The organism is Chromatocurvus halotolerans (assembly GCF_004340525.1).
Taxonomy (GTDB): Bacteria; Pseudomonadota; Gammaproteobacteria; order Pseudomonadales; family Halieaceae; genus Chromatocurvus; species Chromatocurvus halotolerans.
Genome location: NZ_SLWX01000019.1, coordinates 19372 through 41074, shown reverse-complemented (window position 1 = coordinate 41074; position 21703 = coordinate 19372). Strand labels below are relative to the sequence as shown.

Annotated in this window: 22 protein-coding genes; 15 read left to right on the top strand and 7 right to left on the bottom strand. The window is 62.0% G+C overall.

All coding sequences use genetic code 11. The features are described from left to right. Nucleotides 1–47: 47 nt before the first annotated feature. Nucleotides 48–527 carry a YbhB/YbcL family Raf kinase inhibitor-like protein gene (locus EV688_RS15410; RefSeq protein ID WP_117319384.1) on the top strand — a complete coding sequence of 160 codons (480 nt, stop codon included), beginning with the start codon at nt 48–50 and terminating at the stop codon, nt 525–527. A 68-nt stretch (nt 528–595) separates the two neighbouring features. Here EV688_RS15410 and EV688_RS15405 read toward each other — a convergent pair whose 3' ends face one another. Beyond that, complete coding sequence (locus tag EV688_RS15405) at nt 596–1648, bottom strand: LLM class flavin-dependent oxidoreductase (protein ID WP_117319385.1); 1053 nt, start codon at nt 1646–1648, stop codon at nt 596–598. A gap of 254 nt (nt 1649–1902) precedes the next feature. Between EV688_RS15405 and EV688_RS15400 the strand changes: the two genes are divergently transcribed. After that, nucleotides 1903–3897, top strand: a complete 1995-nt coding sequence (locus tag EV688_RS15400) for a hypothetical protein (protein ID WP_117319386.1) — start codon at nt 1903–1905, stop codon at nt 3895–3897. 18 nt (nt 3898–3915) lie between these two features. Here the strand turns inward: EV688_RS15400 and EV688_RS15395 are convergent, their stop codons facing one another. After that, nucleotides 3916–4692, bottom strand: a complete 777-nt coding sequence (locus EV688_RS15395) for a dienelactone hydrolase family protein (RefSeq protein ID WP_117319387.1) — start codon at nt 4690–4692, stop codon at nt 3916–3918. A 283-nt stretch (nt 4693–4975) separates the two neighbouring features. Between EV688_RS15395 and EV688_RS15390 the strand changes: the two genes are divergently transcribed. The 7 genes from EV688_RS15390 to EV688_RS15360 all read left to right on the top strand — a co-directional run bounded on the left by EV688_RS15390 (nt 4976) and on the right by EV688_RS15360 (nt 8526). Beyond that, nucleotides 4976–5650: a Bax inhibitor-1/YccA family protein gene (locus EV688_RS15390; RefSeq protein ID WP_117319388.1), complete on the top strand. Its 675-nt coding sequence runs from the start codon at nt 4976–4978 to the stop codon at nt 5648–5650. Nucleotides 5651–5715: 65 nt separating this feature from the next. Then, nucleotides 5716–6108 (top strand): sulfurtransferase complex subunit TusD, encoded by a 393-nt coding sequence (tusD, locus tag EV688_RS15385; protein ID WP_117319389.1) that lies wholly within the window; start codon nt 5716–5718, stop codon nt 6106–6108. A 7-nt stretch (nt 6109–6115) separates the two neighbouring features. Next, nucleotides 6116–6475 (top strand): sulfurtransferase complex subunit TusC, encoded by a 360-nt coding sequence (tusC, locus tag EV688_RS15380; RefSeq protein ID WP_162883994.1) that lies wholly within the window; start codon nt 6116–6118, stop codon nt 6473–6475. A gap of 2 nt (nt 6476–6477) precedes the next feature. Further along, complete coding sequence (gene tusB / locus EV688_RS15375) at nt 6478–6771, top strand: sulfurtransferase complex subunit TusB (RefSeq protein ID WP_162883995.1); 294 nt, start codon at nt 6478–6480, stop codon at nt 6769–6771. After that, entirely contained in the window at nt 6758–7096 is a 339-nt protein-coding gene (locus EV688_RS15370; protein WP_240624447.1) for a TusE/DsrC/DsvC family sulfur relay protein, read from the top strand. The genes tusB and EV688_RS15370 overlap by 14 nt, the downstream gene beginning before the upstream one ends. Before the next feature lie 8 nt (nt 7097–7104). After that, nucleotides 7105–8199, top strand: coding sequence for a tRNA (uridine(54)-C5)-methyltransferase TrmA (gene trmA, locus EV688_RS15365; RefSeq protein ID WP_117319393.1), 1095 nt, complete (start codon nt 7105–7107; stop codon nt 8197–8199). Nucleotides 8200–8229: 30 nt separating this feature from the next. After that, the gene (locus EV688_RS15360; protein WP_117319394.1) at nt 8230–8526 is read left to right on the top strand and encodes a 4a-hydroxytetrahydrobiopterin dehydratase; all 297 of its coding nucleotides are present in this window, start codon (nt 8230–8232) and stop codon (nt 8524–8526) included. On the opposite strand, the gene EV688_RS15355 is transcribed toward EV688_RS15360, so the two are convergent. The 5 genes from EV688_RS15355 to EV688_RS15335 form a co-directional block, all read right to left on the bottom strand. Then, on the bottom strand, nt 8520–9416 hold the full coding sequence (locus tag EV688_RS15355; RefSeq protein ID WP_117319395.1) for a hypothetical protein: 897 nt from the start codon (nt 9414–9416) through the stop codon (nt 8520–8522). The genes EV688_RS15360 and EV688_RS15355 overlap by 7 nt on opposite strands. Before the next feature lie 9 nt (nt 9417–9425). After that, nucleotides 9426–10046, bottom strand: a complete 621-nt coding sequence (locus EV688_RS15350) for a dUTP diphosphatase (protein WP_205686721.1) — start codon at nt 10044–10046, stop codon at nt 9426–9428. Between the two features lie 100 nt (nt 10047–10146). Continuing rightward, entirely contained in the window at nt 10147–11820 is a 1674-nt protein-coding gene (gene paaN, locus EV688_RS15345; protein WP_117319396.1) for a phenylacetic acid degradation protein PaaN, read from the bottom strand. A gap of 114 nt (nt 11821–11934) precedes the next feature. Further along, nucleotides 11935–12864: a winged helix-turn-helix transcriptional regulator gene (locus EV688_RS15340; RefSeq protein WP_240624448.1), complete on the bottom strand. Its 930-nt coding sequence runs from the start codon at nt 12862–12864 to the stop codon at nt 11935–11937. Between the two features lie 44 nt (nt 12865–12908). Then, nucleotides 12909–14429 carry a carotenoid oxygenase family protein gene (locus EV688_RS15335; RefSeq protein WP_117319398.1) on the bottom strand — a complete coding sequence of 507 codons (1521 nt, stop codon included), beginning with the start codon at nt 14427–14429 and terminating at the stop codon, nt 12909–12911. Nucleotides 14430–14615: 186 nt separating this feature from the next. Between EV688_RS15335 and EV688_RS15330 the strand changes: the two genes are divergently transcribed. The 6 genes from EV688_RS15330 (at nt 14616) to ectB (ending at nt 21682) form a co-directional block, all read left to right on the top strand. Next, on the top strand, nt 14616–15530 hold the full coding sequence (locus EV688_RS15330; protein WP_117319399.1) for an NAD(P)H-dependent flavin oxidoreductase: 915 nt from the start codon (nt 14616–14618) through the stop codon (nt 15528–15530). 3 nt (nt 15531–15533) lie between these two features. Beyond that, a complete protein-coding gene (locus EV688_RS15325; RefSeq protein WP_117319400.1) occupies nt 15534–17192 on the top strand; it encodes a class I adenylate-forming enzyme family protein in 1659 nt (552 codons plus the stop codon). After that, nucleotides 17189–18421: an acetyl-CoA acetyltransferase gene (locus EV688_RS15320; protein WP_205686722.1), complete on the top strand. Its 1233-nt coding sequence runs from the start codon at nt 17189–17191 to the stop codon at nt 18419–18421. The genes EV688_RS15325 and EV688_RS15320 overlap by 4 nt, the downstream gene beginning before the upstream one ends. Continuing rightward, nucleotides 18418–19617 (top strand): acetyl-CoA C-acyltransferase, encoded by a 1200-nt coding sequence (locus EV688_RS15315; RefSeq protein WP_117319402.1) that lies wholly within the window; start codon nt 18418–18420, stop codon nt 19615–19617. The genes EV688_RS15320 and EV688_RS15315 overlap by 4 nt, the downstream gene beginning before the upstream one ends. A 146-nt stretch (nt 19618–19763) precedes the next feature. Then, nucleotides 19764–20330: a diaminobutyrate acetyltransferase gene (gene ectA, locus EV688_RS15310; protein WP_341539186.1), complete on the top strand. Its 567-nt coding sequence runs from the start codon at nt 19764–19766 to the stop codon at nt 20328–20330. A gap of 47 nt (nt 20331–20377) precedes the next feature. Further along, on the top strand, nt 20378–21682 hold the full coding sequence (gene ectB / locus EV688_RS15305; protein WP_117319404.1) for a diaminobutyrate--2-oxoglutarate transaminase: 1305 nt from the start codon (nt 20378–20380) through the stop codon (nt 21680–21682). Nucleotides 21683–21703: the final 21 nt, after the last annotated feature.

Below are 21703 nucleotides of genomic sequence, written 5' to 3'. Positions count from 1 at the left end.
AGCACGCGGTTATACTCTGGTCACATTTTTTCGAGGAGTGTACCGGCATGGGCTTCGCACTATCCGAGCTTCAGCTTACCAGTCCCGCTTTCGGGCAGGGAGACCCTATCCCGACCCTCTACACGGGAGAGGGAGACGATGTTTCCCCGCCGCTGTCGTGGCGTGACGCGCCCGAGGGCACCCGGTCTTTTGCCGTGATCTGCCACGATCCGGATGCGCCGCTTGTGAGTGGACACGGCACCTATGGGTTCGTGCACTGGGTGCTATACAACATTCCCGGAAGCGTCAGCTCGCTGGAAAAGGGAAGCACAGATTACACCGTCGGCAGGAACGACTTTGGCAATTCGGGCTACGGTGGCCCCATGCCACCGCAGGGACACGGTGAGCACTACTACTATTTCTGGCTGCTTGCGCTGGATAACGATGCACCGCTCGAGGAGGGACTTACGCTGTGGGAACTGCTGGCGAGGGTGGAGCCAACCCTCAAGGGGATGAATCGTCTGGTCGGGCGTTATCGACGCGATTGAGGCCACCGCCACGCCCTGCCTCGACCCTGCTGCGCCGCTGCCACGGCAGCCACGGGCTTCGGGGGACCTCATGCTGTCCTGACTCTGCCACGAGCCATCGCGAGGTCTCCCGCGACCCCGGTGCCGTCGGGCCCGAACCGGCTGCAGGCTCTCGAGGTCAGCGTCAGCGAATGCAGCCTCGCCTCATGGTCAAAGACATCGGTTACCAGCATCAGCTCATCCGCGCCGGTCTCCGTTGCCAGTTGTTCGAGACCGGATGCCACTGATTCCGCGCTCCCCACCACGGAACAGGCCAGCATTTGCTGCAGGTGGGCGCGCTCCGCCGACGTCCAGTAATCGTCGATGGAATCGATCGGAGGCTGGCTGAGCCCGCGCGTGCCGCGAATCAGGTTGACAAAGGACATCTGCTGGGTGGTTGCCAGCCGCCGTGCTTCGATATCGGTGTCTGCGGCTATCACGTTCACGCCCACCATGGCGTAAGGCCGCTGCAGCTGTTCGGACGGCCGAAAATTGTCGCGATAGACACGCAGTGCCTGGTGCAGCTGTGCCGGTGCAAAATGTGACGCAAACGCGTAGGGCAGGCCGAACTCCGCGGCAACCGCGGCGCCAAAGGTGCTTGACCCCAGTATCCAGAGCGGCACCCGGGTGCCCGCGGCCGGCACCGCCTGTATTCGCTGGTCTGCGGCCTCCTCCGAGAAATAGGCGCGCAGCTCGAGAACATCGTCCGGAAATGTATCTGCTGAGGCGGGGCTACGCCGCAGTGCGCGCAGCGTGGCCTGGTCAGTCCCGAGGGCTCTGCCAAGGCCGAGGTCGATGCGCCCCGGGTACAGTCGGGCGAGCGTGCCGAACTGCTCCGCGATCACCAGCGGAGCGTGGTTCGGCAGCATGATGCCGCCGGCACCGACCCGGATATCGCGGGTTACCTGCGCCACGTGTCCGATCACTAGCGCGGTGGCAGCACTGGCTATGCCCGGCATGTTATGGTGTTCGGCGTACCACAGTCGGTGAAAACCGTGGGCCTCCGCGTGGCGCGCGAGGTCTGCGGCACGCTGTAGCGCTGTCGCCGCATCACTTCCCTGCGTGACCCGCACGAGATCGAGAATCGATAATGCAACGTTCATGTTTTCTCCCGCTGCGGGAGCAGCCCCGCAGAATAATGGATCAATGAATCGGGCGGACTCATCCCCTCGATTAGCGTCCGATGATACATCATGCATAATCCTCCCGCGTTTGCCACGGTTCCCAATGGCCGTGAACTTGACCCATACTGTCGCCCGCTGCACGGCGCAGAAGACCCGTTGTCCCGCAAGCGCCGATTACCCGATAGCGAAAAGAGATGGAATCCTATGTTTTACCAGCGCAGCGAGCGGGCCGCATGAGCACGACAGGCGTCATTGATGTGCAGCGGCTCGAGAGGGAATTCGACAGCGCCATCGCGCGGCTGCAGCAGGCCGGTCCGGTCACCCGGCCCGGCTGCCAGAAACCCGTCCTTGAGCTCGCCAGACAGCTGCTGACTGTGGAAGACGGCGCCGAGAGACTGCACCGGCGTGCCGCCGCGCTGGACTCGGCAGGCCTGTTTGCCGGTAGCGACTGGGATGCGCCCGGGTCGCTGCTGCCGTCGCTGGTCAAAACCACGCTCGAATCCGGGGATCCGACGACGGTCACGCTGGACAGCATCAGTCATCTTCGGCTGCTGTCCATCGTCCGCGGTGAGCACGAGCACGCGGGGGTTTCACCGGAGATTGCGCGTCACTTTCTCACACAGATGCTGGCACTCAATCTCAACCGCCTGTTTGACACCGGCGATGAAACGCTGCGCGTGCGCCTTGGCGATCTGGCTCCCGGAATTGATCGCCTGTTTCGCTACATCCTCGAGCATGTCGGCTTCGAGGACATCATTGGCAGCCTGATTGACGAAATCTGGCGTATCCTCGCCCAGCGACCGATACAGGTCAGTCACGTCAGGGCCATGGTCACCCAGATCGCGCTGGTGCTGTCCCAGCCGCGGGGGGATATCGGCGAGGCCCGGCTGGGCGCCGATCGACTCACCAGTGCCCTGTTCGGGCCCACGAAAGGCTGTCAGGATGATCCCGGGATAGCGGTTTACCGTGATCGGCTGGCTGCCATGGACAATGCCTCGCTGCAGCAGGAAGCGAGCGGCTTTGCGCGGGCGATGCACGATGTCGGTCTGGCCTCGGATTACCACGCTGCATTCCTTCGCTGGTTGCTGAACAACGATCAGGAACCGCTGGTGCCCGGTGCGCTCGGCTTGAGCAGTACGGGTCTTGACGTTTTCGCAACCTACAACGAACTGGTGACAGCACTCATTCGTGAAGCCATTTATCTGGAGACGGCGCAGGCGGTTTATGGCCTGGCCATGCTGCTCGAACGGGGTCTGCTCTATTCTGCCCCTCTGGCGCCCAGTCTGTGGCGGCAGATCAGCCTGGTCCTGTCGGCGGATAACGCGCAGCGACTCTCCGCGGTATTCGGCACGAGTTTGCCGCCGCGGGTGCATCTCCTCGCGGGCGTGATCAACCTGCTTGGTCTGCCGCTCGGGGTCGGTCAGGGCAACAACCCGACCTGCCAATCCGCGCGCGCAGTTTCCATGTGGGCCTACAACGACCCGGATTACCTGATGCACCTGATCGCCCAGGCGGCCCGCTACGACAATATCCAGATGCATTTCGAAGGGATCACGATTGACTCCCACGGCCTGCCTGCGGGCCTGGTGAGTGACGTTCCGCTGGACACGGATCCCGTATCCATGGTGCTGGTTCCACACCTGGATCGCGTCTACAGCGAAATGGGCCGACTCTGCAGCGACCGCGGTGAGGACCCGCATCGATGGATCAATCCCGAGTTCCATGGCTGGTGGGTGGGCCGCGACTTTGTCATCGCTGTCGACGTCGCCACCGGCGCCCTGCTGGACTACGATACCTTTCTGCGGCGGTTCTACTGCAGCTTCCACCCCATGTTCAATGGCAACCAGCCGGTGATCCACCCGCAGCCGGCAGGAATTGCCATCACTGACAGCAATGCCAGCTTTATCGGCTGGCACGCAGTGACTCTGGTGCGTGTTGCGCTGGACCAGCAGCAGGTGATGCGGGTGTACTTTTTCAACCCCAACAATGACAGCGGCCAGGACTGGGGCAATGGCGTGGTTGTCTCTACCCAGGGCCACGGTGAGCGTTTCGGTGAGGCATCGCTGCCCTTTGCCCAGCTCGCCTCACGTCTGTACATCTTCCATGACGATCCCCTGGAGGACCACGTCATCGCCAACATCCCCGAAACAGAAATCGCCGAGGCCAGGGAACTGGCCCACCAGAGCTGGGCGGCGGATCGCCTCGGGCATCAGCGGGCTGTGAGTTAACCGCGGCTCATGGAGCGCCTACAGTCGGTCCTCCAGGAACGCCATGAAGGAAGCCCACGAGTGCTGGTCAGCGGCCTCGCGGTAGCGATCGCTGCCGAACACCGTAAACGCGTGGGGTGCGCCGCCGTAGCTGATCATCTGATGGGGGATATCGCTCGCCTCCAGGCTTTCGGCGAGCGCCGCGAAATCCGCCATGGTCACGGCGGAGTCTGCTGTGCCGTGATAGATGCGAACCTCACCGGCGACGTCGGCGTAGTCCTGATCCTGCGGCGTGCCCAGACCGCCGTGAAAGCTGGCGAAACCTCGCAGCGCCGCGCCTGATCGCGCAAGTTCAAGAACCGCTGCCCCGCCGAAGCAGTAGCCTGCGGCAACGGCGTTATTGGTGTCGGCCCCCTCCTCGCCGGCTGCGGCCAGCGCACCCTGCAGGATGGCGCGCATCTTTTCACGGTCCTGGTAGAGCTCACCCGTATGCTGGCGTCGATCCTCGACTTTCTCCGGACGGATGCCCTCACCGAAAAGATCAACCGCAAAGACGCTGTAGCCAGCATCTGCCAGCATGTCTGCCCGACGCTTTTCATACGCCGTGAGGCCATCCCAGTCGTGGATCAGCAGCACCAGGCCGCGACTCTCTTCGCCGGTCACGAAATAGCCCTCGTAAGGCCGTCCATCGACGGTATACAGCACGTCCCTGCCGTCTGCAGAGCTCTGCGAGTAGCCGAGTACGGGAAAAATCAGCAGAAGGGTTCCGAGGATGCCTGCTGTGAGTGTCTTTGCCGGCGTGAACTGTGAAAACATGGGCGTGACCGTCGCTAAGAGAGTGGATCTCTACGATACTGCACCGGTCGGCTGCACCGCAATCGGGGGTGCGGAATCGCTAAGTCACGCCGCCTGACAGATGTCAGTAGACAGCAAAGCCTGCTATCCTTGCACCTGCAGGCTGCACGCCAGATACGGGATCGCGCAGCAGTGGTGCCCAGGCGACAGGCCGTCGGGAACTGCCACTCAGTCGCGGTGTCATACAGGTGGATGGCCAGCATCAGTCGGTTTGTCCGAATTCAGTCACAATCTGGAGTCAGTGATGGAAAATAGAAGTGTCTATAACGTGGCAGGCAGTGGTGTTGACAGTGTCGTCAGCACGAACAAGGTATTGAAAAATACCTACATGCTACTGGGCATGACGTTACTCTTCAGCGCGTTTACCGCTGGCGTCTCCATGGCAATGGGGCTTCCGGCAGGTGCGGGTCTGATTCTTACGCTCGTGGGTTTTGGTCTGTTGTTCGTGGTTCATAAAATGGCCGATACAGCGAAGGGCCTCCCGGCCATCTTTGCCTTCACCGGCGTGATGGGCGCCTCGATCGGTCCCATGCTGAGCCATTATCTGGCCATGCCGAACGGTCCTGCCCTTGTCATGCAGGCGCTGGGGGGCACTGCCGTGGTGTTCTTTGGTCTCTCGGCGTATGCCCTGACCACCCGCAAGGATTTCTCCTTCATGGGGGGATTCCTCATGGTGGGTCTGATCGTGGCGGTGGTGGCGATGATCGCCAACATCTTCCTCGCGATACCGGCGCTGTCGCTGACCATCTCGGCGGCGGTCATCATGATCATGTCCGGGCTGATACTGTTTGACACCAGCCGTATCATCCACGGTGGAGAAACCAATTACATACGTGCGACCGTCGGTCTGTATCTGAACATTTACAACCTGTTCATTCACATGCTTCACCTGTTGACCGCACTCGGTGGCGATGACTGATCGCAACGTCAACCAGCCTGTAAACCCCGGCCACGGTCGGGGTTTTTTTGTTGATACTCCCGCCCATGCAATACACCCTACTGGCGCTGTCCTCGCCCTCTGACGGGCAATGCCTGTTGACTGCGGCGCGTGTTGCCGAGGCGATCATTGGCAAGGGCCACCGGCTGGATACGGTGTTTTTTTCCGACGCCGCCACGACTGTCGGTCTGGCAACACTGTCCATGCCGCAGGACGAGATCGCCGTGCAGCGACAGTGGCAGCGGCTCGCCGCCGATCATGCGGTTGAACTGGTGCTCTGCGTGGCGTCCGCGATGCAGCGTGGTGTTGTCGGTGTGGATGAGCTCCCGTCCGACAGCGAACTTCACCCCACCCTGGCGGAGGGTTTCAGGATCGGCGGCCTCGGACAACTGGTCGCGGCAACCCACGCCGCAGATCGCGTACTGACCTTTGGAGGCTGACAGGTACGTGGCGAAAAAGTCGGTTCTTTTCATACTCCAGCACGCGCCATTGGGCGCCAGCCTGGCGCGCGCGGGCATCGATACTGTGCTCGCCTATGCGGCCTTTGACCAGCCGGTGAGTGTCCTGTTCAGTGGCGCTGGGGTATTGCAGCTGGCGCCCGGTGCGGATTGTCAGCGCGTCGGACGCCGGGATCTGCGGCGCATGATTGACTCCATGCCACTGTACGATATTGACGCGGTATTCGCCGATGCGGCCGCATTATCGGCCTATGGTATTTCAGGCAATCTGCCCCCCTTTGTGGAAGCGGTAGAGAGCAATGCCATACGCCAACTGCATGAACGCAGCGACCACATTCTGAGTTTCTGACGGTGACCCTGCATACAGTCAACCTTTTGCCGGATCACGCTGACTGCCGGCGCTGCATCAGCCAGCTGGCGTCTGGCGATAGCGTCGTGTTCCTGGGGCACGGCGCCTGGATCGCGTCCGTGCCAGGCGGCTGGCATGAGACGTGGCATCGGGCTGGCGTGGCGCTGTATGTGCTGGATGATGATCTGGCCGCCCGCGGACTGTCGGAACACTGCGCCCGGTCAATCTCCACCATAGATATCGCGGGTCTCGTCGCGCTGACCGAGCAGCACAGCCGTCATCGTGCCTGGTTCTGATCCGGTGGACATCGCCTCCCCTGCAGTTGACCCTGAGGGCTTTCTGCGCGATCTGGATGCCTGGAATCCCGAGGCGGCCCGGATTATCGCCGCAAGGGAAAATATTCCGCTGACGCCGGCGCACTGGGAAATCATCGAGCTGGTGAGGCGCTATTACGAACGCTTCGACAGCTCACCTTCCATGCGCCCACTGGTGAAGTACTGTGCTCTTGAGCTCGGCAGGGAGAAAGGCAGTAGCCTGTATCTCCTGCGCCTGTTCCCGGGTTCGCCGGCGAAGCTCGCAAGCAAGATCGCGGGCCTGCCAAAGCCCCCCAACTGCCTTTGAGCCCGCCGATGCAGCACGATACCCCTCCCATTGCCGACTACGATCGCCTGCTCGAGCGCAAGGTTGAAAAGACGCTTGATCTTTTTTCCGGGCTGTCTCTGCCGGCCCCGGCGGTGGTCGCTTCTGCGCCCGAGGGCTTTCGCATGCGCGCAGAGTTCCGTGTCTGGCATGAGGCGCAGGACAGCTTTTACGCGATGTTTAACCCGGATGCGCCGCGCGTGCCAGTCCCGATCCATGCATTCCCGATCGCCTGTGCACCGATACAGGCATTGATGCCGGAACTGATGCAGCGCATAAAGGCCTCGCCTGAGCTGCGACGGAAGCTGTTCCAGGTGGAGTTCCTGTCGACCCTGGCGGGAGAAAGCCTCATCACGCTGGTGTATCACCGCCCGCTGGAAGACGCCTGGGAAATTGAGGCACAGGAGCTGGCTGAAGCGCTCGAGGTGTCCATCATCGGGCGCAGTCGCAAGCGTAAAACCGTGATCGGCAGGGACTACGTGACCGAAACGCTCAAGGTCGATGGTATCCGCTACCGCTATCGCCAGTACGAGCAGGCATTCACGCAGCCCAACGCCGCGGTAAACACGGCAATGCTCGAGTGGGCCAGTGCCTGCGCATCGACGCTAGGCGGTGATCTGCTGGAGCTGTACTGCGGCAACGGCAACTTCACGCTGCCACTGTCACGCCATTTCGGTGCCGTTATTGCCACCGAGCTGTCCAAGGTGTCCACCCGCGCGGCGCAGTACAACCTGGAAGACAACGCGATCGGGAATACCCACATCATTCGGCTTTCTGCGGAGGAAGTGGCCCAGGCCCTGGGCCGGGAACGCGAGTTCCGTCGCCTGCAGGTGCTGCCGCAGGCGCTCGACGCCTACCGGCTGGACAGCGTATTTGTCGACCCGCCACGTGCCGGCCTGGATGCGGCGACGCTCGACATGGTCAGCCGTTTCCGCAATGTCCTGTATATCTCCTGCAATCCGCGAACACTGCACGACAATCTGCTTGCGCTCAGGGATCACTTCGATATCACGCGTTTTGGCTTGTTCGACCAGTTTCCCTACACTGACCATATGGAATGCGGTGTCCTGTTGCGGCGCCGCTGAATCAACCCGGTATGCAGAAGGAATGGACTCATGGCACTGTTGAATGACGCGGAACTGACCACGGCGCTGGCGCGACTCGACGGCTGGGAGCGCAAGGAAAAGACGATCGTGCGTGAACTCGAATTTGACGACTTTGTGGCTGCCTGGGGTTTCATGAGCGGCATTGCCCTGATTGCCCAGGCCATGGATCACCACCCGGAGTGGAGCAATGTGTACAACCGCGTGTCCATTGCCCTCACCTCCCACGATGCGGGTGGCATCACCGAGCGCGACGTGCAGCTCGCCACCGCCATCAATGAGCGCGCTCGGCCGGCCTCGGCTCAGTAACGCACGCCGTAAGCGAGCAGACGACGGCCGATCAACTCGTCGAGACGCTCCGCGTCACGGGCGTTGACCTCGAGGTAGCGCAGCTTGAGCTCGTCGTAGCACTCGCGTTTGCGCAGCCGTCCGCTGAGCTCCATGGCGGGAACGTTCTCCTCCCAGCAATCAATATAGACGGCGGCACCGGGCAGGTAGAAATCGGCGACCAGGTCTTCCTCTGTCGGCAGGGCACGCCGGTGCGCATGCGCAAGCTGTGCCAGATAGAGCCAGTTGCAGACCTGCATCTGCAGAGGCGTATTCAGGCAGTGTCCGTCCACCGCAGGATAACCCCGCGCCTCTGCCTGCGCGCCGGATGAAAACAGATCCGGCATGATACTGTCGTCCACGGGCGGTGCACCGAATGCCGAATGACGACTCAGCTCGCGGTGCACGACGGGGTCGTCGATAATCTCATGTGGCCAGCTGACATACAGTGAGCCCGAGTCATCGCTTTCTTCCTGCTGGCCCGAGAAGTGCCGGCCCAGCGGCGTCAGCTCCCACCCCAGCAGCGTGTGCTGCTGCAGGCCAAGCTCGGCCAGTGCGCGATTAACCTCCCGCGGCCTCAGATGGGGATAGTAACGGCACAAGGCGGCCCCCGTAATGCGCTGGTTGGACTCTATCGCCAGCAGCAGCGGATGTTCCGCCAGCGAAGACGGCCAGACGATATAGCGGCCATAGCGTTTGCTGGTGTGATACTGCCCACCCTCGAATTCCCCTTTGGCTGTGAGCATCCAGGTATCGGCGCGCCGCTCTATCCAGCCGTAGTCGCGGAGCGTGGCGAATAGCTGCTGTATAGGGAGCTGCAGGCGCTTTGCCAGCGCCGAGGTTGAAAAGCCCTCAAAGTCCCGCGACGACACGGCGAGGCGTCAGGCGGCTTCGCGGTAGCGCCGCGCCAGCGCGGCGTACAGATCGTCGGGAAAGGTCGGGCTGGTATTGTCCAGATTCGCCAGCAGTTCGTGCAGGTGCTCGTTGTCCTCGCGCCCCTGCCACTCCTTGCGGTAGGTACCTTCCTGATACCCGTGATCCTGGCGGAAAAAGTTCAGCACATTCTTGCCGACATAAGTGGCGTATAGCGTATCCGCCGTGAGGCCGGCAGCATGCATCACGTCGAGGAAGGCGGCCAGCGGAAAGGCCCGGGATGCCAGCGTGTCACGCGCGAGGTTCTCGGTGGCCAGACGCAGGTCTGGCTCTGCGATGTCATGCGCATGTATCTGCGCATCCAGCTGCACCGCGAGCGAGGGAATATCGCGATTCTCCACCAGCATTGCCGAGAGTCCGAAGTGCCAGATATCGACCACCTCCATCTGCACCTGCGGCATGTCGGGGTGCTGTGCTTTCCACCATTTGTAGCCGTAGTGGTCGAGCAGCTCTGCGCACTCGATCCACAGGGCCCGGTACCAGGCAAATCCCTGATCCTGCCAGTCGGGGTGCACGCGGGCATTCATGGCGTTCTGCATGGTCAGCATGGTGGCGAGTGCCTGCTGCACGGCTGTTCCTCCGCTGTGGTGTTTTGATAACGCCGACAGTGTAGCGCCCTGGCGCGGGTTGTCACGCCATTGACCACTCGTGCATGACCTTGGTCGCGCGTCACGCCATGACCTTGCTCTGCACAATACGAAAGCGCTGGGCCACAAAGGCCAGATCCGCAAGACAGGCATTCCCCGCCGGGTTGAGTCCGGTCACGTGGTAGTCGGAATAGGCGGCGGCAAAATTGATCGGCATTCCGGTCAGGTTGCAGGCCACGGAGGCGCCCGCAGCGTGGTAGGCATCGATGGCCTGCTGCATGAAGCCGTCATCCGTTGTGTACACATGCGAGGTAATTGCGCCGCACTCGCGCGCATTGCCGGTGGCGTCGGCCAGGCAGTCTGCGCGAGAGCCGTTGGCAATCACGAACGATACGGGACCGAACACCTCCTGGCGATACCACTCCCGGTGCGCCGGATCCGCCGCAATGATCAGCGGCGTCGCTGTGCGTGCTCCGGGGAATTCTTCATGGGAATAGGCTGCAGAATCGCGCAGGATCGTGGCGTCGGCAGCGGCCTTTTCGCGGTAGCGATCGACGGTGGCCTGCACACTGTCATCAAACAGGGTGCCGCAGAGCGTTGCCGCGCGTCGCGGGTCAGCCAGCCAGAAGTCCACCGCTTCCACCAGCGCCCGTGACACCGCGTCCACGCCGACGCGCTCGCCGCCCACGCGAACCCCATCCGCCGGCACATGAATGTTCTGCACACTGGTGCACATCTGCGCGGAGGCCTGGCAAAGCGATTGCGCAATCGCACGTGCCGTCGCCGTAAGATCGTCGGTGGATTCAAGAATCACGGAATTGCAGCCCGCGGTCTCGGTGTAGACAAGCCTGCCCGGCAGGTTGTTCTCGAGCCAGGTGCCGAAGGCGGGACTGCCGGTAAAGTCGACGATTGCTGTTTCCGGCTGTTCCAGCAGGGCCATGGTTGCCGGAGCGTCGCGTTCGTCAGCGACCAGGGACACCAGGTTCGGATCGAAACCCGCATCGGCGAGCACCTCGCGACAGGTCCTGACCACCAGCGCAACGGGCAGGATGGCGCTGGGGTGCGGCTTGAGCACCACGGGATTGCCGGTTGCCAGCGACGCGCACAGTGCCGGGTAGGCGTTCCACAGAGGGAAGGTGGCACAGCAGATCACCACCCCCACGCCGCGGGGCATCAGGCGGTACTGCTTGTGCAGATCGGCAACGCCGTCGCGACCGAACTGGCGCTGCCAGCGGGCCTCCCCGGGCACATCCGCCATTGCCTTGTGTGCATAGGCCAGGGCTTCAAGACCGCGGTCGAGCGCATTGGCGCCGCTGCCGGCGAACGCCATGACATAGGACTGGCCGGAGGTGTGCATGGTGGCGTGTGCGTTCTCGAACAGGTTGTCACCACAGCGCTGCAGAATTTCCAGGCAGACACCGACGCGCTCCTGCGGCGACGCCTGCGCCCAGGCCGGCTGCGCCTTGCGGATGGCGTCATAGAGTGCCGGCACATCCGTGGCAGGATAGCGAACGCCCAGCGGCTTGCGGGTGTAAGGTGAGACCTCCGCGCCAAGGTGTCCGGTCGTGCCTGGCTGGTCGAGCGGAAAATCGGCCTGCAGCCGTGACTCGAACGCCGCCTTGCCCGCGGCGGGCTTTTCCTCGCCGTGGATCTTGCTGCTGGGGTTTTCAGGCCAGGCGCTCCAGGAGTAACGCTGGGCACAGGCATCCAGCGCCTTGTCCAGCAGATCGACATGCTTCTGGAAATAGTCAGTCACGGCATTCCTCCGGTGTTGTCTGGCGCAATTTCTAAGCGCCGAAGTCTACAGGTCTGTTTATGCAATTTTCGAGAGAGTGGCGTCCGTTCCGCGCCGCTCTCAGGGGCACGCAGGTCAGTTCAACGTGATCCTGACATTGTAGGCTTTCAACGCCTCCCCGCAGTGACTGCAGACCACGTCTCCGCGCAGTGGTCTATCGCAGCTGTCATGATGCAGAAGTATCGGAGGCCCGCCCCCCGGGCCATCACACCATTTGTCGCCCCACTGCAGCAGCGTGACGAAATAGGGGAACAGGTCCCAGCCTTTTTCTGTCAGGTAGTATTCGAAGCGACGCGGACGCTGCTGGTAGGCGCGGCTGCCAAAGACGCCCTCCTGCTCCAGGAGACGAAGGCGGTCAGAGAGAATGTTCGTAGCAACCGGCAGCTCTCTGTGAAACGCTTCAAAGCGGTGATGTCCATGGAATGCCAGAGATATCAGATTGGCGGTCCAGCGATCACCCACGATATTGATCAGGTTGCGATACACGCTGCGTTCGCTCGGTACGTCATCGACAGAGATGGACGAGCGACGGCGAACCTTTTTTTCACGTTCATCGATCGTTGCACCGGGTCCCGCCCGGTAGGACACGTGGCGACCGTCCACCGACTGTCTGCATTCCTGACACTGCATTCGCGGTGAAAATGCCATTCCACAGCGGTTGTGGACCAGCTTGACGGCGTCCAGCGCGGGCTTGCGGTAATACCTGCGCTCCCACTCTACCGCCATCATGGCGCTGTCATAGAGGTCAATGGACTTGCGGGTCAGGTGATAGCTGCCGCCACGGCTACCTTCGGTCGGCAAGGCCTTGCGCAGGCAGCCGACCCGCTGCAGCCACTTCAGGCGGTTGGACAGCACCCCCCGGGACGCGCCAATCGCCTCAAGCATGCCACTGAAGGTGTTGATACCCCAGAAGACCTCCTGGATGATCAGAAGGCACCATTTGTCGCCGATTTCGTCCAGTGCCCGATTGATGGAATTGGCACGGGTGGACAACGTGGTGTTCACGGTAGTGGCGATGACGGCCCCCGGTAACCTGTGAGGGCCGGACTTCAGACGCTGAACAGATCCTGGCCGCGAACCCAGGTGGCATGGAACCCAAAGGGCACACGATGTGGGAGGTTGACCCGGGCCACCGGGCCCTTCTCGATATCCTGTGCATCAAACACCAGGCAATCCGATTTCCAGGTGCCGCTGTCGGTGACCAGCGTAATGACGTAACCGTCGTCTTCGGGACCGCTTCTGTCGGCACCCACTCGCGGCGCAAATACCGCCTCGCTGCCGAAAACGCCTTTGCCGTAGTCATACTCCCAGCGCCTGCCGGTCTCGTTGTCGTATTTCACCAGTCCTGTAAAGCGCAGCGTGTGGCCGCCCTCATGCAGAAGAGGAATGCGTTGATGGTAGGCGAAACGGCTTTTTTCGCCGTGAAAAATCGGATTGGTCTTGTTGAACTCGGTGTTGAGATCGTCAATCGGACCCTCACGCACTTCGCCTGTCCGGAGATTGAAGCGCCACCGGTAGTTGTTCGCCTCGAGGCGCATGTAGGCGAGCATGTGCGATAGATCGCCCTCATTATCCTGGGCCTGGGGCATGGGATTGATGGAACGGCAACCGTCCATCACCACCCAGTCACCCTCTTCCCAGCAGTTGCTGGTGTGCAGGATGTAGCAGGGCTCGCATTCAAACCAGCGCACCTCACTGCCCTTGCCGTAGCGGGGAATGATGCCGAATCGGGTCGGGATATCACGGTGGAACGTCAGCACCCGCAGTCGGTGCTTGCGCAGCACGTCAATGTCGTGGAAAAACGGCAGGTCGTGCAGGACTGCATAATTGCGGGTAAAACCGAGGTCATGCGGCAGTCGCGGGCCCGGCAGATCGATATCAGCCTCGTGCACGAGCTTTCCCGACGGGTCGGCAACGCCGTAGGTCATGAAAGGCGGTTCGTCACCGTAGTCAAAGAACAGCATCTCGCCCGTTGCCCAGTCGACCTTGGAATGCGCCGACAGCCGGCGATGGCGACGCCCGGGGATATCAAACGCGCCCTGTGTCTTCAGGGACTGCCCATCGAGGGCATAGGGGTTGCCGGCGTTGTACCAGAGCGTAACCAGCTGGTCATTGAAGAAAACCACGTCGGTATTCGATGTGTCCTTGATGCCAAAGGGCGACACCGAGTAGTCGAACGGACCCATGACACCGGGTGAGATGGAGCGGCCGTCGGCGCGTTCAGACAGCAGCGCTTCGGTCTCGACATAGCGGTTGCGGTAGGAGACCTTGCCGTGCTGGAAGTACACGCCATGCACCATGCCGTCACCGTCAAAGGGATGATAGCGATTCTTCGGCTGGTACACAGGATTCGGGCCATTGCGGAAGTAGGCGCCCTCGAGATCTGCCGGCAGCTCACCCTCGACTGTCAGGCCGGACACATCCATCTCGTCCACGGTCGGCGCATAGACACCGTGCAGATAGGGATTGTCGAGACTGTATATCCACTGCGGCGCGTCGGCAAAATGCGTGGCAGCGCCGATGCACTGCTCGACCGATGGGTACTCCTGATGTGTGCGTTGCGCGTGCATGACGCCTCCTGTAGAGCAAATATGTGCAATGGGCCAGTGGCCTTGCCTTCAGATTATAGGCAACTGGTTTTGTTATGCAAGTGATAGACCTGCAGACCTTCAACGCCGCGTCGATCCTTGCCTGAGCCAGTACAGTGACCTACACTCGCGGTCTGTTAACAAAAGTGACCCCTCGCGAGATACCGCATGATCAGTCCCCTTGAGCGCCTGCGCTTACCCGTCTTTCAGGCTCCCATGTTTCTTCAGTCCGGCCCCGATATGGTGATCGCCTGCTGCAAGGCCGGCATCGTGGGGACGTTTCCCTCGGTGAATGCACGCACCCTGGAAGATCTCGATGCCTGGCTGCAGCGCATAACCACGAACGTCGATGCAACCGGCGATGCGCCATGGGCCATGAACCTCATGATGCATCGCTCCAATGTGCGCCGCCTCGATGATCTTGCGCTGGCGGTTCAGTACAAAGCGCCCATCGTGATTACCGCGCTGGGCAGCCCGCGTGAGGCGGTGGATGCCGTCCACGCCTATGGCGGTCTGGTCCTGGCTGACGTCATCGATACCCGGCTGGCGGCCAAGGCGATTGACGCCGGGGCAGATGGGCTGGTTCTGGTTGCGGCGGGAGCCGGTGGCCATACGGGTCAACAGTCGGGTTTTGCCTTCGTCGAGGAGATTCGCCGCAGCTGGGATGGCATTGTTGTCCTCGGCGGGGGCATCTCCACCGGGCGAGCCGTGCGCGCCGCCGAGGTGCTGGGGGCAAATTATGCGTACATGGGGACACGCTTTATCGCCACCGAGGAAAGCATGGCGGACCCCGCCTATAAACAGATGGTGGTGGATGCCAGCGGTGCGGATATCGTCTGCTCTGACGCCCTCACCGGCGTCAAGGCCAACTGGTTGCGCGCCAGTCTGAAAACCGCGGGTTATGATCCGGACAACATGCCCGCCGCCGGCGATATTGACATTCTCGAGTCCGCGGGTGATGCCAAACGCTGGCGGGATGTCTGGTCCGCCGGCCAGGGCGTCGGGGCGATCTCCGATATACTGCCCATCGCCACCCTGGTGGCGAGACTGGAAACCGAATACCGACAAGCCTGCGAGGCCTGATACATGCAAACCAGCAGCCAGGAACGGATCAGAACGCTGACAGAGAGCGGCCTCTGGGGTAGCGATACCCTGCACAGCCTGCTGGCAGCGAATGCGACCCGCCATCCCGACCGGGAGGCGGTCATAGACCCGCCCAACAAGCATGAGCTGACCGGCCTGCCTGAACGTCGCATGACCTTTGCCGAGGTGGATGCCGCGAGCAGTGCCCTCGCCTCTGCCCTTGCCGCAGTCGGCATCGAGCGCGGTGATTCTGTGCTGGTGCAGCTGCCCAATATCAGCGAGCTGATACTGACCTACTACGCGCTGAGCAAGCTCGGGGCCATTATCTCTCCCATCGCCATCCAGTACGGCAGCCACGAAATCGCCGGCTTTGCCGGGGCGCTGAAGCCGAAGGCCATGCTGACGCTTGCGGAGTGCCGTGGCTTGCCGCTGCTCAGGCAGGCACAGGATGCACTGCCGGGCGTACGCGTGTGGGATGTGATCCATGACCTCAACGCTGGCGCGACGACTCACAGCGAGACCTGGAAGCAGCCGCAGAGCGATGCCAACGACATCGTGACGCTGTGCTGGACGTCAGGAACCACCGGCACCCCCAAGGGCGTCCCGCGATCCCACAATATGTGGGTTACCCAGGGCCGGCTGACCATGAACGCGGGCGGATACCAGCCCGGCGAACGGCTGCTGGCGCCCTTTCCTTTCATCAATATGGCCGCGCTCGGCGGATTCCTGTTCCCCGCCGCGCTCCTGGGCTGCACGCTGGTGCTGCATCATCCGCTGGATCCCGCCATTTACCTGCAGCAGCTGCAGCAGGAGCGAATCCATTTTTCCATCGCCCCGCCCGCCCTCCTCAACCGGCTGGCACAGCAGCCCGAGCTCTGGAGACAGTTCGACTTCAGTGCGCTGCGTGCCTTCGGTTCCGGGTCCGTGCCCCTGTCCCCGGCAATGATCGAGGTGATCGAGGGGCAGTACGGCAAACCGGTCATCAATTTCTATGGCTCCAACGAGGGCATTGGCCTGTTTGCCACGCCGGAGAATGCGCCCTCTGCCGAGCACCGCGCCAGGCTGTTTCCCCGCCTCGGCGTGAAAGACACAGCGTTCGAGGGCGACGACGGCAAGACGCTGATGACCCGGGTCATCGACCCCGAGACCGGTACAGAGATCACGCAGCCGGGGATTCCGGGCGAGCTGTGCATCGCCGGTCCAGGGGTATTCGATGGCTATCTGGACAGCGTCACCGATGAGGTTTTCACTGCAGACGGCATGTTCCGCACCGGCGATCTGGTGGAAATCTGCGGTGATCCTCCCATCTATTACCGGATTGTTGGACGCTCCAAGGACATCATCAACCGCGGCGGCACCAAGATCTCGCCAAGTGAGATCGACACCCTGCTGGAAGGCTTCCCCGGGCTGGCGGAGGTGGCGGTCTGCGCCTACCCGGATCCGATTCTCGAGGAGCGGATCTGCGCCTGTGTGGTGCCGGTGGAGGGTCAGGAGCCGCCAACCCTTGAGGCCCTTTGTGGGTGGCTGTCGGAACGGGGTATCGCCCGGTTCAAGCTACCGGAGCGCCTGGAGGTTTTTGAGGCACTGCCACGCAACCCCCTCGGCAAGATAGTGCGCAGCCAGCTGCAGCAGGCCGTCAGTGAACGAGGAGCACCATCATGAATCATGTCTATATCCTGGGCGGCGCGCAGACCGACTTTGCCCGCAACTGGCACCGCGAAGGGCTCGACCTTTACGCCATGTTCAGCGAGGCCCTGCAGAGTGCCGTGGCAGACGCCGGCATAGAGCCACAGCAGATAGAAGTTGGTCATGTCGGCAATTTCGTTGCCGACCTGTTTGCTGGCCAGGGCCTCATTGGCGGCTTTTTCGGCCACGTGTATCCCGAATTATCGTCCATCCCCACGTCGCGTCACGAGGCGGCCTGCGCATCCGGTTCAATGGCCATGCTCGGAGCCATGCGCGATATTGAAGCGGGCCACTACAGTACGGCCTGCGTTGTCGGGCTGGAACTCATGCGCAATGTGGACGGACGCACGGGCGCCGAATATCTCGGCGCCGCTGCCTTCCGTGGCCAGGAAGCCATGGACTGTGACTTCCCCTGGCCCTTCCTGTTTGATCGGATCACCGAGGAATACGAGCAGCGTCACGGCATCCGTCCCGAGCACCTGGCACAGATTGCGCAGATCAACTTTGCCAACGCCAGGCACAATCCGAATGCCCAGACACGGAACTGGGAATTCCCGCCGGGCTGCTTCACGCAGGACGATGCGCTGAACCCGGTCATCGAGGGTCGCGTGCGCAAGATGGATTGCGGTCAGATTACCGACGGTGCGGCCTGCCTCATCCTGGCCAGCGAGAACGTTGCCCGGGTGCATGCAACGGCTCTGGGTCTGCGCCTTGAGGACATACCCCGCATCAAGGGCTGGGGCCATCACTCGGCGCCGCTGCTGCTGGAGCGCAAGCTGGCGCTGAGCAAGGGCCAGCCCCTGCTGTTTCCCCACGCGCAGGCAACCTTCAGGGATGCCCTCCAGCGCGCCGGCTACGCCGATATCACCGACGTTGACGGACTCGAGACACATGACTGTTTTTCCGTCACCGAATACATGGCGATCGATCACAGCGGCCTGACACCACCGGGAGCGAGCTGGCAGGCAGTAGAGGACGGGCGCATCGCGCGGGACGGCAGTTTTCCCGTCAATGCCAGCGGCGGCCTTATCGGTCTCGGTCATCCGGTCGGGGCCACGGGGGTGAGGATGGCATTGGACTGCGCGCGTCAGGTCTCGGGCCGCGCCGGTGATACCCAGATCCGCGATGCCCGCAACATGATCACGTTCAACGTTGGCGGCAGTACCACCACCTGCGCCAGCCTTGTTATAGGAGTGGGAGAATGAAAGACGCGTTCCTGTTTGACGCGCTGCGCAGCCCCCGCGGTCGCGCCAAGGACACGGGCGGACTGCACGAACTCACGCCACAGGCGCTACTGCAACAGCTTTACGCGGCGCTGGTGGAGCGCACCGGGCTGGACCCCGCAACGGTGGATGACGTCATACTGGGCTGCGTCACGCAGCAGGGGGAGCAGGCAGGCAACATCGCCAAAAGCTCCACGCTGTACAGCGGCTGGCCCACCTGGGTGCCGGGCATCACGGTAAATCGCTACTGCTCGTCAGGCATCGATGCCATCGCCCTGGCCGGCGCCAAGATCAACGCCGGCATCGCCGACACGGTGGTCGCCGGCGGTGTCGAAATGATGTCGAGGGTGCCAATGCTGGCGGACAGGGCGCGCGTCTTCAGCGACCCCGAGTTTGCAGTCGCCTGCAAGATGCTGATGATGGGCAGCGGTGCCGATCTCATCGCCAGTCTGCACGGCGTCAGCCGGGAAGCGGCAGATGCGGTCGCCCTGGCCAGCCAGCAGCGCGCGGCCCGTGCCCGGGAAGCCGGCTATTTTAGCAGGTCCCTTATTCCCATCAGCACGGCGCAGGGCACGGTGGATCAGGATGAGTGCATTCGCGCCGCTATCAGCGCCGATGATCTGGCGGGCCTGCCCCCGGCATTTGCGGAGCTCGGTGCTGCCGGCACCGATGCGCTGCAGCTGCAGGGGCACGATCATCTTGAGAGCATCAGCCATATTCATACCGCCGGCAATTCACCGGCCATGGCCGACGGTGCTGCGCTGGTGCTTGTGGGCGACAACGAACTTGCCAGCCGCTGTGGCGTATCCCCGCGAGCGCGGATCAGCGCCAGTATTACCGTCAGTGCCGATCCTCTCCAGGTATTGTCGGGGTGTGTCGAAGCGGCACGGGCACTGATGCAGCGCCAGGGCCTGAGCAGCGCCGATGTCGATCTGTTCGAGATTCACGAGGCCTTTGCCGCTACCAGCGTCATGTGCCAGCGCACGCTGGGTATCGATGACGACAAGCTGAACGTCAACGGCGGTGTCATTGCGCTGGGTCATCCGATGGGGGCCACCGGAGCAATGATGGCAGGGACCCTGCTGGACGAGCTGGAGCGTCGCGATCTCAGCTGCGGCATCGTCTCTGCAGCGGGCGCGGCGGGAACGGGGAGCGCCCTGTTTATCGAGCGGCTGTGAGGCCCGGAATGTCCGGCGAGTATGCGGTAACGTGCGTTCGCGGTTTGTGGAATTCCCTGCAAGCGTGACCGTCAACAATCCCGGATAGTGACCCTGATTTCCACTAAAAAGGAAACTTTTCTGCTGTCGGTGGCTTTTTCCGCGCCATTGGAGTAAACTATGGGCCAAATTCGCTACGGAGTGTAGTCATTACACCTGATAAAACGAATGGCCCCGACCGGCTCGCGAGCCTCCGGGAGCCCGTTGCGACAGACGGCGCAGCGGTCCACCAACTGATTGCCGATTGTCCGCCCCTGGACACAAATTCCCTCTACTGCAACTTGCTGCAGTGCTCCCATTTTCGCCACACGTCGGTGGTCGCCGAGATTGAGGATGCCATCGTCGGTGCCATCTCTGGCTATCTGATACCCGAGCGGCCCGATACGGTGTTCGTCTGGCAGGTGGCGGTGGGCAGTGCGGCGCGCGGTCAGGGTCTGGCTCTGAGAATGCTCGATCACATCGTTGATCGCCCTGTGTGCCGTGACGTGCGCTTCATGGAGACCACCATCACCGAGGATAACGCCGCCTCCTGGGGCCTGTTCCGCAAATTTGCCGAGGCCCGCGGCGCCGAGCTGACGCACGACGTCGGCTTCGACCGCGACGCACACTTCGGTGGCCAGCACGACACGGAAATGCGAGTCCGGATCGGACCCTTTGCCAGCAGCGGCGGATAGCCGGGCAACTTTCCCTTAATCTTCAGAGGACGAAAGAGGAATACAGCATGAAAATTTTTGACGAAATCGAATCAGAAGTTCAGAGCTATGCCCGGTCTTTCCCGCGCATCTTTACCAAGGCCCGTGGCGAGTTCCTGTACGACGAGGACGGTGTCGAATATCTCGACTTCCTCGCCGGCGCCGGCGCTCTTAACTATGGCCACAACAACCCCGTGTTCAAGGAAGCCCTGCTCGAGTATATCGCTGGCGATGGCGTGACCCACGGTCTCGACATGCACACCCGCGCCAAGGGCGAATTCCTGCAGACCCTGAACGAAAAGATTCTCAAGCCCCGCGGCCTGAGCTACATGGTGCAGTTCACCGGCCCCACCGGCACCAACGCCGTCGAGGCTGCCATGAAGCTGGCGCGCAACGTCACGGGGCGCCAGAACATCATCTCCTTTACCAACGGATTCCACGGCGTGAGTCTTGGCGCACTGTCGGCAACAGGCAACCAGCATCATCGCGGCGCAGCCGGTGTGCAGCTTGGAGGCTCCTCCCGTGTTCCTTATGACGGCTACATGGGCAAGGATGTCGACACGACGACTTACCTCGATAAGGTTCTTTCGGACCCGAGTTCGGGCATCGACAAGCCGGCAGCGGTACTGGTTGAGCCGGTACAGGGCGAAGGCGGCGTAAATGCCGCGTCCGCCCAATGGCTGAGAAACCTCGAAAAAGTCTGCAAAAAGCACGATATCCTGTTGATTGTAGACGACATTCAAGCGGGCTGCGGTCGCACCGGGACCTTCTTCAGCTTTGAAGAAGCGGGCATCAAGCCCGACATCGTCACACTGTCCAAGTCCCTCAGCGGCTATGGTCTCCCGCTCGCGGTGGTGCTGCTGCGTCCGGAACTCGACGAGTGGAAGCCGGGGGAACACAACGGCACTTTCCGCGGCAACAACCTCGCGTTCCTGACGGCGAAGATCGCCATTGATCACTTCTGGTCGGACGACAGCTTCAGTTCCGCGGTCAAGCGCAAGGGTGCCTACGTCGCCAAACGGCTCAACACCATTGCCGACAAATTTGGCGACGGCAATTTCAGCGTTCGCGGTCGCGGCATGTTCCAGGGCCTGAACTGCGTCAGCGGTGAGCTGGCTGACAAGATCACGTCACGCTGCTTCAAGGACAACATGATCATCGAGACCAGCGGCGCGGAAGACCAGGTCATCAAGATCTTCTGCCCCCTCACCATCTCGGATGCCAACCTCAAGCGCGGCCTCGACATTCTCGAGAACGCGGTTGCCGAAATCTGCGCCAACGAGGACGAAATGCCCTCTGTGACGGAGTTGTTCAAAGTGCGCGACGCTTCTTGAGCAACAACCCTGCACGACTAC

What these genes read in the sequence shown, in the direction of transcription:
- trmA (WP_117319393.1), top strand. Translation starts at nt 7,105, where the DNA reads ATGCAGCACGATACCCCTCCCATTGCCGACTACGATCGCCTGCTCGAG.
- EV688_RS15315 (WP_117319402.1), top strand. Translation starts at nt 18,418, where the DNA reads ATGAAAGACGCGTTCCTGTTTGACGCGCTGCGCAGCCCCCGCGGTCGC.
- EV688_RS15395 (WP_117319387.1), bottom strand. Translation starts at nt 4,692, where the DNA reads ATGTTTTCACAGTTCACGCCGGCAAAGACACTCACAGCAGGCATCCTC.
- EV688_RS15320 (WP_205686722.1), top strand. Translation starts at nt 17,189, where the DNA reads ATGAATCATGTCTATATCCTGGGCGGCGCGCAGACCGACTTTGCCCGC.
- EV688_RS15400 (WP_117319386.1), top strand. Translation starts at nt 1,903, where the DNA reads ATGAGCACGACAGGCGTCATTGATGTGCAGCGGCTCGAGAGGGAATTC.
- EV688_RS15405 (WP_117319385.1), bottom strand. Translation starts at nt 1,648, where the DNA reads ATGAACGTTGCATTATCGATTCTCGATCTCGTGCGGGTCACGCAGGGA.
- EV688_RS15325 (WP_117319400.1), top strand. Translation starts at nt 15,534, where the DNA reads ATGCAAACCAGCAGCCAGGAACGGATCAGAACGCTGACAGAGAGCGGC.
- EV688_RS15390 (WP_117319388.1), top strand. Translation starts at nt 4,976, where the DNA reads ATGGAAAATAGAAGTGTCTATAACGTGGCAGGCAGTGGTGTTGACAGT.
- EV688_RS15360 (WP_117319394.1), top strand. Translation starts at nt 8,230, where the DNA reads ATGGCACTGTTGAATGACGCGGAACTGACCACGGCGCTGGCGCGACTC.
- tusD (WP_117319389.1), top strand. Translation starts at nt 5,716, where the DNA reads ATGCAATACACCCTACTGGCGCTGTCCTCGCCCTCTGACGGGCAATGC.
- EV688_RS15335 (WP_117319398.1), bottom strand. Translation starts at nt 14,429, where the DNA reads ATGCACGCGCAACGCACACATCAGGAGTACCCATCGGTCGAGCAGTGC.
- EV688_RS15330 (WP_117319399.1), top strand. Translation starts at nt 14,616, where the DNA reads ATGATCAGTCCCCTTGAGCGCCTGCGCTTACCCGTCTTTCAGGCTCCC.
- EV688_RS15410 (WP_117319384.1), top strand. Translation starts at nt 48, where the DNA reads ATGGGCTTCGCACTATCCGAGCTTCAGCTTACCAGTCCCGCTTTCGGG.
- ectB (WP_117319404.1), top strand. Translation starts at nt 20,378, where the DNA reads ATGAAAATTTTTGACGAAATCGAATCAGAAGTTCAGAGCTATGCCCGG.